Below are 14,024 nucleotides of genomic sequence, written 5' to 3' on the forward strand. Positions count from 1 at the left end.
AGCCTCGAGACGGAATCCTCGAGGCGAAAGGAGCACGACCGTTATGAAGCGGATCCTCATTGGCACGTGTATCCTGGCTGCGAGTGCGTTTGCGGTTGCGGCTGGGACGACCCAGTCGGCAAGCGCCGCTGCGAGTCAGGTGGCCCTCCAAGAGCCCGCGGAGCCGCCACAGCAACCAGAGCCACCGGCGGAGCCGGAGCCGGCGCCGCCCACCGAACCGGCTCCGGAGCAGCCACCCACAGAGCCAGCTCCTCCGACCGACCCTGGAGCTCCCGCCGAGGCAGGCCCGGCGCCGGAGGCTGCATTGGGCGGGACCACGATCAAGGGCTGCCTCGAAAAGGGGGAGGAAGAAGGCACCTTCAAGCTGACCAAGGTGGTGTCGTCCGAGGGCGGCGAGGCGGATGCCGACGCGGCCGAGGACGTCACGCTCAAGGCCGCTGAGGGCGTCGACATGAGCTCATTGGCCGATCACATTGGTAGCACCGTCGAGGTGAGCGGCAGCTGGGCGGACGAGCCGGAAGGCGGAGAATCGGCTGTCGCCGAGGCTGGCGCCGTCGGGGGCGGTAAGACCTTTACACCGGCCTCCGCACAGCTCGTCTCCGACTCCTGCGAAGGCAACTAACGTCTCCAGACCGAATGGAGTGGAGGCGCCACAGGGCAAGGCCCCGTGGCGCCTTTTCTTTTGCGCGGCACAACAAAGGTAAGGCGCAGCAACGATCACGCGAAGACACAGCGCCGGCGCGCGCTCTCCCGTAGTCGCGCGAGATATTCTTGGCGCGGGATCTCGACCGCACCGAACTGCTCCAGGTGCGATGTCACCCATTGCACGTCCAGGAGCACATAGCCGCGTGCTCGTAACCGCTCGACCAGTGCGCAGAGCACGACCTTCGAAGCATCGGTCTCCCGGTGAAACATCGATTCGCCGAAGAACGCGCCGCGGAGACTCACGCCATACAGGCCGCCGACGAGCCGATCCCCGCGCCAGGCCTCCATCGAGTGCGCAAAGCCCAGACGATGGAGCTCGGTGTAGCTCTCGATGATCTCCTGATTGATCCAGGTTTCGTGTCGGCGCCCGCAGGCCCGCATCACCGCCTCGAAGGCCCGATTCACACCGACGTCCAGCGTGCCGTGTCGGACGACGCGCGCGAGGCGCGTCGGTACGTGAAAGGTGTCGAGCGGCAGGATTCCGCGCGGATCCGGTGAAAACCACTCAACGCCGCGGCGGGCGTCGGTGCCCATGGGAAACCAGCCGGAGGCGTAGGCCCGAAGCAGGAGGTCGGGGTCGATCATGAATCGACGCTCGTCTCCTCGCCGGCAGTCACGCTCTGATCCAAGGGCAGCCGGATCAGGAAGGTGCTGCCGTGCCCACGTCCCTCGCTCGTTGCATCGACCGATCCCTGGTGGGCCTCGACCAGATGTCGCACGATCGCGAGGCCAAGGCCGAGACCGCCTTGCGACCGTGATCGCGACGAATCAGCCTGAGAGAACCGTTCGAACATCGCGGGCACCCGTCCTGGCTCGATGCCGTCACCGGAGTCGGTCACACGAATGATGGCCTCCTCTGCCGTGTAGCCGAGGGCGATATCGATACGTCCACCAGTGGGCGTGAACTTGATGGCATTGGTCAGCAGATTCCAGAAGACCTGTTGGAGCCGCGCAGCGTCGCCGCGCACGCGGGCCCCGCGCTCTTCCCGGCGCACGATCAGCGTGAGGCGCTTGTTGTCGGCGGCTGGCCGCACCGTCCCGAGCGCCGCGTCGAGGCACGCCCCCAGGTCCACGGCCTCCCACGCCTGCTGGAGCCGTCCCCGCGCCATGCGGGACACGTCGAGCAGATCCTTGACGAGACGAGCCTGTGCGCGCGCGTTCTGTTCGATGGCTTCCAGCGCGCGCGGCACCACCTCCGGCTCGACGCGGCCCGCCCGGAGCATCTGTGCCCAGGCCAAGATCGCGTTGAGCGGCGTCCGCAGCTCGTGGGAGAGCGCCGCCAAGAACTCATCCTTGGCGAGTCTCGCCGCTTCCGCCGTCGCCTGCGCGCGTTCGGCCGCCTCGTGCAGCCGTGCGCGCTCGAGCGCCTGCGCTCCGAGGTGCGCATGGGCCTGCAGCAACATGGCTTGCAGATGTGTGATCCGCTCGACCTCCGCCTGCTGCGCCCGGCGGGCTCGACCGAGCGAGCGCGCCCAAAGCACCGCGATGAGACCGACGACGAGGGTCAAGCCGAGCAGCGCCCAGGTCAGCGCCGTCTCGGATGCGACACCGGTCGATATGTTGACGCTCAGTCTTGTCACGTGGCCGCCAGCAGTGCCCGGAGGAGGCGCTACCAGTGAAGTGGCTCTGGGAAGAACTCGTCGAGCAGGTCCTGATAGAACGGGGTCAAACTCTCCACGTCTGGCTTGCCATCGCCCTTCGAGTACAGATCAAAACGGTTGAACGCCTTGACCCACTTCTTCATCCGCCGATCCGTATCGGACGTGAGATAGTCGTACGCGCCTCCCTTGTGCCACGGATAGCACGAGTGGTAGCGGATCATGTAGAGCGCTTCTTCCGGGAGGCGATCCTTCATGACGTGGAAGAGGTACTCGTCGTGCCCCCACGAGAGGTGGACGTTCGACAGGCCGATCCCTTCTCGGTAGATGCCGTACTGCGTCGAGTACACAGGGTGGCGCCGGTCAGGGTTGTCTTCGAAGAGCTCAGGATAAACACACTTCTCCGAGAAGGCACAGCCAACGGGAAACGTGTCGCCCACAACGGCCCATTGGGGCTCGCCAAACAGACACAGAATCTTGCCGAGATCGTGAATCAGGCCGGTGACGATGAACCAGCGTGGCTGGTTGGCGCGACGGATGGCCTCGGCCGTCTGCATCGCATGCTCGATTTGGGTGAGATCGATGTCCGGGTCGCTGTCGTCCACCAATGTATCGAGGAACTCCAACGCTTCCCAGGCGCGCATGCGCTTGCGGTTGAGCGGAAGATACTCCGCTTTCCTGCCCAGGACGAAGTCGAGGGTCTGGTGCGCGTGGTTCAGACGATAGAATGCTCGTACCGACTCGCGCTCCTCCGCCGCATAGTTGCGAAACTCCTCGGCCAGCTTCGGTTGATTGACTTTGTTCAGCGGTTGCGGTTCCTGCACGGCGTCCTCCGCCATATATCTGTCGACTCCTCAGCGTACTCCAAGACGGCAGAAAAGGGGACGGGCGCCTTCTTCGGCGCGGAGCGGACGCGGCCGCCTCGGCGAGACAGCCCTACCCCGGAGGGTAGTGGCCAGGGGCCAGTGGTCAGTGGCCAGTGGTCAGTGGTAGGGTGAAGAAGTTGGATACAGTGTAAGATATTCCTCGCCTTCAAGGCTGAGCCAAGCCACTACCAGGCGGACTTTAGTCTACTCTACAGGTGTCTTATAGCGTCTGGGCGGCTGAACTTAACCCAACAGGCCCATCCGTATAAACCCCTTGTTCGACAATAGATTGACAAGCGTTATCCACCATGGGGAAGCCTGTGTGGCGACTTTTTTGCACAAGACACGGAGTCTTCTGGCTGCCTCGCACGGCCGGCCTCACGTGGCAGGGCCCGCTCGGCAGCAATCTTAGCGACTAATGATCCCTCGAATGAGCAACCTCCGGCACGTCCCGCGCCCTGTAACCCCGGCGCGACCGGTGACACCGGACCGATTAACCCACGTGCGCGCGTCAGTGCGCCCTCCCCCGTCGACGCTCGTCGTGCGAGCCGCGGCAGTCCATTCCACCGGCCGGCGAGCGGAGCACGCCGGTGTCCGAAGCGACCTTAGTAGGTGCGAGAGCCAGAAGTCATGAGGCACACGGATCAGTCGGAACTGATTGGCATCAGCCCTTCGATGATCGAGCTCAACCGGGAGCTCCAGCACATCGCGAGGTCTGACGCCAAGGTGCTCGTTACCGGCGAGAGCGGCGTCGGTAAGGAGCTCGTCGCACGCGCCATCCACGTGCACAGCGCGCGGGCCGCCCGGCCGTTCATCGCCATGAACTGCGCGGGATTGCCGGAGACGTTGCTCGAGTCGGAGCTGTTCGGCCACGTGAAGGGCAGCTTCACCGGCGCGTACCGCGATAAGCCGGGCAAGCTGGAATCGGCACACGAGGGCTCGATCTTCCTCGACGAGGTCGGCGAGATGACCCTCCGCATGCAGGGACTGCTCCTGCGCTTCCTCGAAACAGGCGAGATCCAGAAGGTGGGTGCCGACCGTGGCGCCCGCGTGGTGAACGTGCGCATCATCGCGGCGACCAACCGCAACCTGCAGGATCTCATCGCGCAGGGACACTTTCGCGAAGATCTCTTCTATCGGCTCAACGTGATCCACTTCTGGGTGCCGCCGCTGCGTGAGCGAAAGGACGACATCGCGCCGCTCTTGGAGCTGTTTCTCTCGCGCTTCTCCGCGCGGAATGGCCACGCGGTTCGCGGCTTCGAGAGCGATGCGCTCACGGCGCTGGTCGACTACTCCTGGCCGGGCAACGTCCGCGAGCTCGAGAACGTCATCGAGCGCATCGTCGTGACCGGGCGGTGCGAGACGGTCAGGTTGGAAGATCTTCCGATCGAGATTCGCGCGCAGCGCGGCGTCTCTGTCCGGCCGAAGCGGGAACGCCGGCGCACTGTTGCCGACGATCTCTACAAGCGGCTGATCGAGGAGCGCGAGTCGTTCTGGACGGCGGTGTATCCCCTATACATGAATCGGGAGATTACGCGCGCCAACCTACGCGAGGTGGTGCGACGGGGCCTGGAGACGGCGCGCGGCAACTACAAGATCGTCTGCCGCCTCTTCAACATGGATCAGGGCGACTACAAGCGGTTCCTCAACTTTCTCCGGAAGCACGACTGTCAACTGCCCTTCAAGGATTATCGACAGTAAGTATGTATGAATCCTTTTTCGGTCTCCGGGAGCGGCCGTTCGACCTCGCGGTGAACCCCCGCTTCATCCTTCTCACGCCGCGCCATCGCGAAGCGTTGAGCACGTTGCGCTATGGCATCTCGGCGCCCCGGGGCTTGACGCTGCTGCTCGGTGACGCCGGCACGGGCAAGACAACGCTCGTGCGCGCCGCGCTCGCCGAAGAGTCGCGTCCGGAGAACCGGACGGTGCTCCTGAGCAACCCGACGCTCACGCGTGCGGAATTCTACGAGTTCATCGCACGCGGGTTCGAGATGAGCGAGGGCGCGGCGCGATCGAAGGCACGGTTTCTCATCGAGTTTCAGCGAACCGTTCAAGAGCGGCACGCGGCCGGCGGGCTGACGACGATGATCATCGATGAGGCGCAGAGCCTGCCGGACGAGCTCCTGGAGGAGGTCCGGCTGCTGGCGAACATCGAGACGTCCACCGTCAAGCTCTTGAACCTGGTGCTGGTCGGCCAGCCCGAGCTGGCGGATCGCTTGAACCGGTCGTCGCTGAGACAGCTCAAACAACGAATCACGCTGCGCTGGCAGCTCACGCCGCTCGATTTACGCGAGACGGCGGTGTATGTGGCGAGCCGCATTCGCGTGGCGGGCGGGAACGCAGGCGAGATCTTCACGCGTGAGGCCGTCGCCAACATCTATGAGGCGTCGGGGGGGCTGCCGCGCATCATCAACGTGATTTGCGACAACGCGTTGCTGGGCGGGTTCGCCGCGCAGGTCAAGCCGATCGACCAAGAGATCGTGCGGGAGATCTGCCGCGACTTCGACATCAGGGCGCCGGAGCAGTTCGACGAGCCGGGCTCCTGGCAGGGCAATGCCTCCTCGGAGCGTGGCAACGGCCAGCCGCGTCGCGCGGTCAGCGACGGCGCGGGGGCCGGGGCCAGAGCTATCCAGCCCGACACCGCTCTGTCGAACGAACAGCCAGCCAATGTGGAGCCTCGCGTGCCCACGTTTGGCCAAGACGTGAAGAAGCGGAAGTTCTTCTTCTTTTAGAACGGGCCACGCCCGACTGTGGTGATGAAATGAGTATCCCTGATCGTCCTCGCGTCACGGCCCTCGTGAGCGCCGTTGCGGCGCTCCTACTCTGCTCTACTGTGGCAGCGGCGGGCCAGTCGCCGACGCCGCAAGCGGGTCAACCGACCCAGCCGCAGGAGAGCCCTGCCCCGACCGAGCCGGCGGCCGGCAACGGAGACGAGGCGCCGGCGGCCGACACGACCGTGGCGCCACCGCCGGATTACGTGATTGGGGCCGAAGATGTCCTCGGCGTGGTGTTCTGGCGCGAGAAGGAGATGTCCGGCGACGTGACGGTCCGCCCGGACGGGATGATCACGCTGCCACTCCTCCAGGACGTCCAGGCGGAGGGCCTGACGCCAGACCAACTGCGCGCACAGGTTCAAGAGGCGGCAGGCAAGTACATCCAAGACCCGTCTGTCACGGTTGTGGTCCGGAAGATCAACAGCCGGCGGGTGTTCATCAACGGCGAGGTCGGGCGACCCGGTGCGTACCCGTTGACGACGCCGCTCACGGTGCTGCAGTTGGTCGCGATTGCGGGCGGCCTCTCGGAGTTCGCCGACGCCGACGACATCAAGATCATGCGGCAGGACGGTGAGATCGTGGAGTTCAACTACAAGGATGTGGCGCGTGGCCGGAACATGGAGCAGAACATCCGCCTCAGGCCCGGTGACACGATCATCGTACCTTGAGCCCGGCGCTCACTTCTGTTGCCACACCGCACGTCCACGTAGCGCAGGGCTTCAGCCCTGCCTACCGCGGGCAGGCCTCAAGGCCTGCGCTACTTGAGATTCACGAAAGTACCATGCACTTCTTCTGTCGCTTTCTAATCGTTCTAATCGCATCGAGCGTGGTCGTGGCGATACCGGCGTCCGCCGCAGCTCAGATTCAGTTGCCCGAGCAGCGTGACGTCTACGGCATCTATGGCGGCTATCCTCGACCGCGGGGGGAGCGGCTGCGCCAGGAGCTCGACCTGACCGTTGGCCTGCTTGGCGGATACGACGACACGGTGCGGCCCCAGGGAACCGTGGCGCCGCCGGTGGACGTGCGCTTGCAGCAGAGTGGCTACAACGGAGCGGCCAATGCGGCGCTGCGCTATTGGCGCGGCCGCAGCGACAATTGGTTCTCGCTGCAGGGTCGAGGCTACGTGAACGGGTACAGTGCTCTCGACATCGGAGCGAGCACCGGCGGGGAATTCAGCGGGCAGGTACACAGGACACTCGGGCGCCGGGGAGCGCTTGACCTCTCGCAAAGCGTCAGCTCGGATCCCTTCTTTACTTTCAGCTCGTTCAGTCCGCTCGAGCCCATCGTCGGTCCAGGCGGCACGCCGGATAGTAACTCCCCCGAGCGCGGATTGTTCGAGCGGCGTTCTTGGATGACGAACTCCTCCGTTCGGTTGGGCACACGCCTGGGCCGGCGCGATTCCGCCAACGTCTCCTACAACTTTTCGCGGCGGCAGTTCGCCGGCGACGATCGCGGAGACAATCAGGCCCACCGAGCCGGTGCCAGCTATCATCGTAACTTCGGCCGCAGACACGGATTTCGCGCGAGCTATCAATTCTCGGACAGACAGTTCTTCGATTATGACGCGCGTGAGCGGCCTGCGACCACACACACCATTGAGGGGGGACCGGAGTTCCAGAAGCGGCTTTCGCCGTCGCGCAGCATGTTCTTTTCCTTCGGCCTGGGTGGGATACACGTCGAGACGCTATCTCGGGGAGAAGAACAGCAACCCCTCACATATTGGAAGCCGTTCGGGCAGGCAGCCTTTCGGATCGACATCGCGCGGAGCTGGACCCTCGGGACAAACTATCGGCGTGGCGTCACGCTCCTCGAGGGTGTGACCAGCGAGACCTACTTCACAGATACGGCAAACGTCACGCTCAACGGCTACCTGACGCGCCGGGTTGACGTCGGCTTCGCGGGCGGATTCTCGCAGGGTCGACCACGTCGGGGTGACGACGGTGAGGTCGATCAGCTCCGAACCTATAGCGCCTCGGCGCAGGTCCGCGTCGCGCTTACTCGACACGCCGCCATCTTCTCCCAGTACTCATACTACCGTTACCAATTTACAGATCCGTCGTCTCCCGCCCCGGGCTTCCCCCCAACCTTCGACCGCAATGCCGTGCGGGTGGGTGTGTCGCTCTGGGTCCCGTTGGCAGGCCGGTCCCGCGGAATCCGCCAGTAAGGACCAGTAGGAAACCGTCACAGGAAACGGACGAACTCATGCTCCCCGGTCGTAAATACACCCCCGAAGACGTGCTCTCGCTCGTGTGGCAGCGCCGCTGGTTGATCCTTGTTCCGCTGTTCGTCTGCAGCTTTGCCGCATTGCTCTACTCCCGGTCGAAGCCTGACCTCTATCAATCTCAGGCGCTCATTGGCGTGATACCTCAGCGGATCCCTGATTCGTACGTGCAGTCCACCGTCACCTCGAATGTACAAGAGCGCCTCCGCAGCCTGACACAGCAAATTCTCAGCCGCACCCGTTTGGAGCGGATTATCCAGGATTTCGGCCTCTATGGGACGCTCCAGGATGTTGCCCCGATGGAAGATGTTGTCGACTCGATGCGCAACATCATCGAGGTCCAGGCCATCGGTTCCACGAATCGCCGGCAGGCGGGTGAGACGTTCCATGTCCGCTTCACCTACCCGGATCCGCAGCTCGCCCAGCGTGTCACCGAGCGCCTGGCCTCGCTGTTCATCGAAGAGAACTCGCAAGAGCGCGAATCAGCCGCCGAATCGACCAATCAGTTCCTCGATGCGCAGCTCTCGGACGCGCGGGCCCGGCTGGAAGCTCAGGAGAAGAAGCTCGAGCAGTTTCGCGAGCAACACGCCGGACGCCTGCCCACACAGATGCAGTCCAACCTGCAGGCCATCAACGGCATGCACATGCAGCTGCAGTCGACGCTCCAGACACTGGAGGGCCATCGTTCCCGCAGGCTGATGCTCCAGCAGCTCTACGGCGACGCAGCGGCAGAAGAGACTACGTCGACAACCGCCGAAGAGGGTGAGACCGAAAGCGCCTCGTCTGAGGATGAGTCAGAGTCCGGCGTCACCGTGCCAGAAGGTCTGCCGGTACCCACGAGTGGGCCCGCATCGCAGCAACTGGCTGCGGCGAAAACCGCGCTCGGTCAGGCGGAGCTGCGCCTGAAGCCGGAGCACCCGGACATCGTGCGGCTGAAGCGTCTCATCGGCGATCTCGAGCGCAAGGTGGCGGAGGACGCCAAGAATCCGCCGGACCCAAATGTGCAACCGGCGCTCACGCCAGAGGAAGAACGACGCCAAGAGCGGTTGCGTCAGACGCGCGCAGAAATGGAAGCGCTCGATCGCCAGATCGGCTTCAGGGAATCGGAGGAGGAGCGAATTCGCGGGCGGATCGCCGAGTACGAGGCTCGCCTCGAGGCGGTGCCTGGCCTCGAATCGGAGTGGATACGGCTGACCCGCGACTACGAGACGCTGCAGCGCCAGTACAGGTCGCTGCTGCAAAAGAGCGAGAACTCGAAAGTGGCGATGAATCTGGAGCGGCGGCAGATCAGCGAGCAGTTTCGGATCATCGATGCCGCGCGGCTGCCAACGCGCCCGGTGAGCCCCAACCGTCTTCAGATCAGCGTCGCCGGCCTCGCTGCTGGGTTGCTGCTCGGGCTGGCGCTGGTCGCCCTCTTCGAGTGGCGTGACTCCAGCTTTCGCACGGACGGAGACGTGGTCGGCGTGCTGGCGCTGCCGGTTCTCGCGGTCATTCCGCATGTCGCAACGCGTGCCGAGCGGATGCGCGAGGCGCGCCGGCGGTTCTTGGTGACCTCGGCCGCCGTCGGCGCCCTGGTGGTTGCAGGCGGCACGTTCTGGTTTCTCGAGCTGTGGAAGTTCGTGAGATAGCGGGAAGGATTTTTACATGGGTCGTATCGATGAAGCACTTCGCCGCGCCGGCACCGGCGGCGCGTCGACGTTGGAGCGTGAGGAAGGCGACGGTCAGACGAGCGCACCACCGACGTCGCCGTGGGTGTTCCCAGGTGACGAGCTCCTTGGTCGGGCATCGATCGACGTGCCTGCACCGAGCCACGACGACGGCACCGGTGAAGGATCTGGGCCGGGCGTCGCCGACGGCCTTGCCCCGGGCGCAGTCGAGGGGCGACGGCACGCGAGAGCGTCGGCGTCGCGAGCGGCTCGGGTTCGCCGTACTCCTCGACAATCGGGCGAAGCCGGAGAGCTTGCGGTCTTTCGCGGTTTCAATCCCAGTGTGCTCGATCGCCTGGTGGTCAACGATCACACGACGCCGGCATTGGCAGAGCAGTTCCGCAAACTGGCGGCCACGCTCCACCACGCGCAGCTCTCGGACGGCATCAAGGTCATCATGGTGACGAGCGGCATGGCCGCAGACGGCAAGACGCTGACGGCCACCAATCTCGCGCTGACCTTGAGCGAGTCGTATCGGCGGGACGTTCTGCTCATCGATGCAGATCTGCGGCGTCCTTCGCTCCACGAGATCTTTCAGGTTCCCAACATCTCTGGGCTCAACGAGGGTCTCCAGGCGGCCGCTGACGAAAAGCTCTCGACGCTGCGGGTCACCGACACGCTCACGCTGCTTCCGGCGGGCCGACCGAACGCCGATCCGATGAGCTCGTTGACCTCTGACCGTATGCGCAGCATCATCGACGAGGCATCGACCAGCTTTCATTGGGTCATCCTCGACACCCCTCCGATCGGCCTCCTGGCGGATGCCAATCTCCTCGCCGACATGGTCGATGGGGCGCTGCTCGTCGTCCTCGCCGAGCGCACTCCCTACAAGGTCGTGAGCAAAGCCGTCGACACGGTGGGCCGCGATCGCATTCTGGGTGTGGTGCTGAATGGGTCGACGACGCGGGAGGAAACGGAGTACTACGAGCGCCGGTACAGCGCTGAGTCCTGAGCGGCGGGGCTTGGCCCCCGCCCTACCGCCAATTTCGACACCTTGCGGTGGAGATGGCCCTTTCAGGGCCGCCATTGAAATGCAGAAACTTTAGGGCGGAGCTGAAGGCTCCCCGTAACGCTTTATGCAGGCCTTATGTTACTGACGCGTCTAACCCGGCGAAGCACAGCGCTCGTTGTGGTCGAGCACCTGCTGATCGTTGCCTCTGTGCTTACGGCTGCCGTGATCAGGCTCGGCATCCCGTCAGACTGGACGCTGTTCTTCCGCCACTACGGCTGGTCCGCGAGCGTCGTCGCGGCCGTGCTGCAGCTCTGCCTCTATTACTCCGACATGTACGACTGGCGCAGGCTACGCGACCAGCGCGTCCGGCTGGTGGGTCTCGTCCAGGCCTTGGGCGCGGCGTGCATCCTCCTCGCCCTCCTCTATTACTGGCTTCCGGTTCTGGTCATTGGCCGCGGTGTCTTCATCATTGCGACTTTCTTCATTCTGGTGCTCGTCGCCGGCTGGCGGCTGCTGTTCGAGCGGCTCTCGGCGTATCTCGGCCCGAGCGAGCGCCTGTTGATCTTGGGAACGAACCCGGCGGCCGTTCAGCTCGCCCGTGAGCTGTTCCAGCGCCGCCACGAGCTCGGTGTCGAGATCGTCGGCTTCGTCGATCCCGATTCCACCCGCGTGGGCGCCCCGCTTCTGAATCCTGGAATCATCGGTACTCCCGCAGACATTCCAGATATCGTTCACGCGCGGGAGGTCGACCGCGTTGTCGTCAGCATGGCGGACTCCCGCGGAAAGCTTCGGATGGACGATCTGCTCGACATGAAGATGAAGCGCGGTGTGACGTTCGATTATCTCGCGACGGTCTACGAGCAGTACACGGGCAAGATCGCGCTCGAGAACCTCAGGCCGAGCTGGTTCGTCTTCTCGAGCGGCTTCAATCGGCGTCCGGTGAGTTTGATGTGCAAGCGCGGTATGGACGTGTGCGCGGCGCTAGTCGGACTGATCGTTGCAGCTCCCCTCCTCGCTCTCGTCGCCCTCGCCGTCAAGCTGAGCTCGCCAGGGCCTGTGCTGTACCGTCAGAATCGCGTCGGACGCAGCGGTACCGTCTTCACACTGGTCAAGTTCCGCTCCATGCGCGTCGATGCTGAGGCAACCAGCGGCGCCGTCTGGGCGCAGCTCAACGACCCCCGCGTGACACCCATTGGTCGGTACCTGCGCGTCACGCGCCTCGACGAGCTTCCCCAACTCTGGAATGTGCTTCGCGGCCAGATGAGCCTCGTTGGTCCTCGTCCGGAGCGGCCGGAGTTCATTGACGAGCTGACCAAGCGCATCCCCTTCTACGGGCAGCGCCACGTCATCCGGCCAGGCCTTACGGGATGGGCGCAGGTCCGCTACACCTACGGCGCGTCGGTCCAAGACGCCATGGAGAAGCTGCAACACGACCTCTTCTACGTCAAACATCTCTCGATTGCCCTGGACGCCTTCATCCTGTTCGCGACGCTGAAGACGGTGCTACTCGGGCGAGGGACGTAAATGAACACGACACGGCACGCCGGGCCGATCGTCAACGCGATGAGCGTCGACGTGGAAGACTACTTCCACGTCTCGGCGCTCGCGTCGGCGGCGCCGCGCAGTGCCTGGGACTCGTTCGAGTCGCGAGTGGTGGCGAATACGGAGCGGCTCCTCACGCTGTTCGACACGGCGGGTGTTACGGCCACGTTCTTCACACTAGGCTGGGTAGCAGATCGACACCCGGCTCTCGTGCGGCGCATCGCGGCGCTGGGCCACGAGGTTGCCTCACACGGCTACGCACACGAGCTGGTGTACGACCTCAGCGCGGACCGCTTTCGCGAGGATATCAGGCGAGCCAAGGCTACGCTCGAAGGGATCGTCGCGTCGCCGGTCGAGGGCTATCGTGCGCCCAGCTATTCGATAACGACACGCTCGCTCTGGGCGCTGGATGTGCTCGTCGAGGAAGGCCATACGTACGACGCAAGCATCTTCCCAATCCGCCACGACCGGTACGGTATCCCGAACGCGCCTCGACACATGCACCGGCTGCATCGTGCATCCGGCAGCCTTCTGGAAGCGCCGCCGTCAACGGTCCGTCTGACGCGCTTCAATCTGCCCATCGCGGGTGGCGGATACTTCCGGCTCCTCCCCTATCGCTACACGGCGTGGGGCCTTCGGCGGGTGAACCAGGGCGAGCGACAGCCTGTGTTCTTCTACTTGCATCCATGGGAGATCGATCCGGATCAGCCGCGCCTGCGGGCGGGCTGGCTCTCGCGGCAGCGGCACTATCGCAACCTGCACCGCACCGAGCAACGCCTCGTGCAACTGATGCGCGATTTTCGTTTTGCTCCCATGCGGAGAGTCCTCGAAAGTTTCGAATCGTGATGCCCATGCAGCTCGAACAAGAACTTCGCCACTTCGTTGTCGATAACTTTCTCTTCGGGCAGGATGATGGCAGCTTGTCCGATGATGATTCGTTCATCGACAAGGGGATCGTCGATTCGACGGGCGTCCTCGAGCTCATCGGCTTCCTGGAGACCCGGTACGGAATCAAGGTCGAAGACGATGAGCTGGTGCCAGCCAACCTCGACACGCTCAACCGCCTGAGCGCGTTCGTGCAGCGCAAGCTCGACGACGCAGGAGGACAGCTTGCAAGTTGAGGAGTTTCTCGAGCACAGCGCTCGCCGGCTCCCCAACAAGACCGCCCTGGTCGTGGGCGAGCGCCGGCTGACCTATGCAGAGCTCGATCGCCTGGCCAACCGTGTGGCGCACGGTCTCGTGCAACACGGCGTCTGCCGCGGCGACCGCGTCGCCATTTATCTCGAGAGCTCCGTCGAAGCGGTAGTCTCGATCTTCGGCGTCCTCATGCCGGTCAATCCGACGACGAAGGCCGACAAGCTGGCGTTCGTCTTGAGCAACTCGCGCGCGGCGGCGCTGGTGACCGACGTCAGGCGAAGTCAGGTGCTCGAAGAGACGAAGGATCGCACACCGCATCTTCGCGCGATGCTGGTCGCCGCGCCGCGCGGCACGGAGCGGGGTGACGGCCTTGCGGTGAGCGCGCTGGAAGACGTCTGCAGCCGCGACGAGTGGAGCGACCCGCCAGAGAAGCGTTGCATCGACATCGATCTCGCGGCGCTGATCTATACGTCCGGCTCGACCGGTCACCCCAAAGGCGTCATGCTCACGCATTTGAACATGG

General features: G+C 64.3%; 14 protein-coding genes. 11 read left to right on the forward strand and 3 right to left on the reverse strand.

Annotation, left to right across the window (positions count from 1 at the left end):
• Positions 1–43 precede the first annotated feature (43 nt).
• Positions 44–622 carry a hypothetical protein gene (locus tag GEV06_18330; protein ID MPZ19848.1) on the forward strand — a complete coding sequence of 193 codons (579 nt, stop codon included), beginning with the start codon at positions 44–46 and terminating at the stop codon, positions 620–622.
• Between the two features lie 95 nt (positions 623–717).
• Here GEV06_18330 and GEV06_18335 read toward each other — a convergent pair whose 3' ends face one another.
• From GEV06_18335 to GEV06_18345, 3 genes are read right to left on the reverse strand one after another with little or no spacing between them, the layout of a single operon-like run.
• Positions 718–1,290: a leucyl/phenylalanyl-tRNA--protein transferase gene (locus GEV06_18335; GenBank protein MPZ19849.1), complete on the reverse strand. Its 573-nt coding sequence runs from the start codon at positions 1,288–1,290 to the stop codon at positions 718–720.
• Entirely contained in the window at positions 1,287–2,285 is a 999-nt protein-coding gene (locus tag GEV06_18340; GenBank protein ID MPZ19850.1) for a hypothetical protein, read from the reverse strand. Before GEV06_18340 ends, GEV06_18335 begins: the two co-directional genes overlap by 4 nt.
• A 29-nt stretch (positions 2,286–2,314) precedes the next feature.
• The gene (locus GEV06_18345) at positions 2,315–3,142 is read right to left on the reverse strand and encodes an inositol oxygenase (GenBank protein ID MPZ19851.1); all 828 of its coding nucleotides are present in this window, start codon (positions 3,140–3,142) and stop codon (positions 2,315–2,317) included.
• A 657-nt stretch (positions 3,143–3,799) separates the two neighbouring features.
• On the opposite strand from GEV06_18345, the gene GEV06_18350 reads away from it, so the two are divergent.
• The 10 genes from GEV06_18350 to GEV06_18395 all read left to right on the forward strand — a co-directional run.
• Positions 3,800–4,870, forward strand: a complete 1,071-nt coding sequence (locus tag GEV06_18350) for an AAA family ATPase (protein ID MPZ19852.1) — start codon at positions 3,800–3,802, stop codon at positions 4,868–4,870.
• Positions 4,871–4,872: 2 nt separating this feature from the next.
• Positions 4,873–5,901, forward strand: a complete 1,029-nt coding sequence (locus tag GEV06_18355) for an AAA family ATPase (protein MPZ19853.1) — start codon at positions 4,873–4,875, stop codon at positions 5,899–5,901.
• A 29-nt stretch (positions 5,902–5,930) separates the two neighbouring features.
• Complete coding sequence (locus GEV06_18360) at positions 5,931–6,611, forward strand: sugar transporter (GenBank protein MPZ19854.1); 681 nt, start codon at positions 5,931–5,933, stop codon at positions 6,609–6,611.
• A gap of 113 nt (positions 6,612–6,724) precedes the next feature.
• The gene (locus GEV06_18365) at positions 6,725–8,107 is read left to right on the forward strand and encodes a hypothetical protein (protein MPZ19855.1); all 1,383 of its coding nucleotides are present in this window, start codon (positions 6,725–6,727) and stop codon (positions 8,105–8,107) included.
• A gap of 38 nt (positions 8,108–8,145) precedes the next feature.
• Entirely contained in the window at positions 8,146–9,792 is a 1,647-nt protein-coding gene (locus GEV06_18370) for a hypothetical protein (GenBank protein MPZ19856.1), read from the forward strand.
• A gap of 16 nt (positions 9,793–9,808) precedes the next feature.
• Entirely contained in the window at positions 9,809–10,822 is a 1,014-nt protein-coding gene (locus GEV06_18375) for a polysaccharide biosynthesis tyrosine autokinase (GenBank protein MPZ19857.1), read from the forward strand.
• A 135-nt stretch (positions 10,823–10,957) separates the two neighbouring features.
• The gene (locus tag GEV06_18380; protein ID MPZ19858.1) at positions 10,958–12,346 is read left to right on the forward strand and encodes a TIGR03013 family PEP-CTERM/XrtA system glycosyltransferase; all 1,389 of its coding nucleotides are present in this window, start codon (positions 10,958–10,960) and stop codon (positions 12,344–12,346) included.
• A gap of 27 nt (positions 12,347–12,373) precedes the next feature.
• Positions 12,374–13,210, forward strand: coding sequence for a DUF3473 domain-containing protein (locus tag GEV06_18385; protein MPZ19859.1), 837 nt, complete (start codon positions 12,374–12,376; stop codon positions 13,208–13,210).
• Complete coding sequence (locus tag GEV06_18390) at positions 13,210–13,485, forward strand: acyl carrier protein (GenBank protein MPZ19860.1); 276 nt, start codon at positions 13,210–13,212, stop codon at positions 13,483–13,485. The genes GEV06_18385 and GEV06_18390 overlap by 1 nt, the downstream gene beginning before the upstream one ends.
• The coding region (locus GEV06_18395) for an AMP-binding protein (GenBank protein MPZ19861.1) at positions 13,475–14,024 on the forward strand (550 nt) is incomplete at its 3' end. The genes GEV06_18390 and GEV06_18395, both read left to right, overlap by 11 nt.

This window comes from Luteitalea sp. (genome assembly GCA_009377605.1).
GTDB lineage: Bacteria > Acidobacteriota > Vicinamibacteria > Vicinamibacterales > Vicinamibacteraceae > WHTT01.

Excerpts from the sequence above, each read along its gene's own strand:
- GEV06_18330 (MPZ19848.1), top strand. The coding sequence starts at position 44 with ATGAAGCGGATCCTCATTGGCACGTGTATCCTGGCTGCGAGTGCGTTT.
- GEV06_18335 (MPZ19849.1), bottom strand. The coding sequence starts at position 1,290 with ATGATCGACCCCGACCTCCTGCTTCGGGCCTACGCCTCCGGCTGGTTT.
- GEV06_18345 (MPZ19851.1), bottom strand. The coding sequence starts at position 3,142 with ATGGCGGAGGACGCCGTGCAGGAACCGCAACCGCTGAACAAAGTCAAT.
- GEV06_18350 (MPZ19852.1), top strand. The coding sequence starts at position 3,800 with ATGAGGCACACGGATCAGTCGGAACTGATTGGCATCAGCCCTTCGATG.
- GEV06_18355 (MPZ19853.1), top strand. The coding sequence starts at position 4,873 with ATGTATGAATCCTTTTTCGGTCTCCGGGAGCGGCCGTTCGACCTCGCG.
- GEV06_18360 (MPZ19854.1), top strand. The coding sequence starts at position 5,931 with ATGAGTATCCCTGATCGTCCTCGCGTCACGGCCCTCGTGAGCGCCGTT.
- GEV06_18365 (MPZ19855.1), top strand. The coding sequence starts at position 6,725 with ATGCACTTCTTCTGTCGCTTTCTAATCGTTCTAATCGCATCGAGCGTG.
- GEV06_18370 (MPZ19856.1), top strand. The coding sequence starts at position 8,146 with ATGCTCCCCGGTCGTAAATACACCCCCGAAGACGTGCTCTCGCTCGTG.
- GEV06_18375 (MPZ19857.1), top strand. The coding sequence starts at position 9,809 with ATGGGTCGTATCGATGAAGCACTTCGCCGCGCCGGCACCGGCGGCGCG.
- GEV06_18380 (MPZ19858.1), top strand. The coding sequence starts at position 10,958 with ATGTTACTGACGCGTCTAACCCGGCGAAGCACAGCGCTCGTTGTGGTC.
- GEV06_18390 (MPZ19860.1), top strand. The coding sequence starts at position 13,210 with ATGCCCATGCAGCTCGAACAAGAACTTCGCCACTTCGTTGTCGATAAC.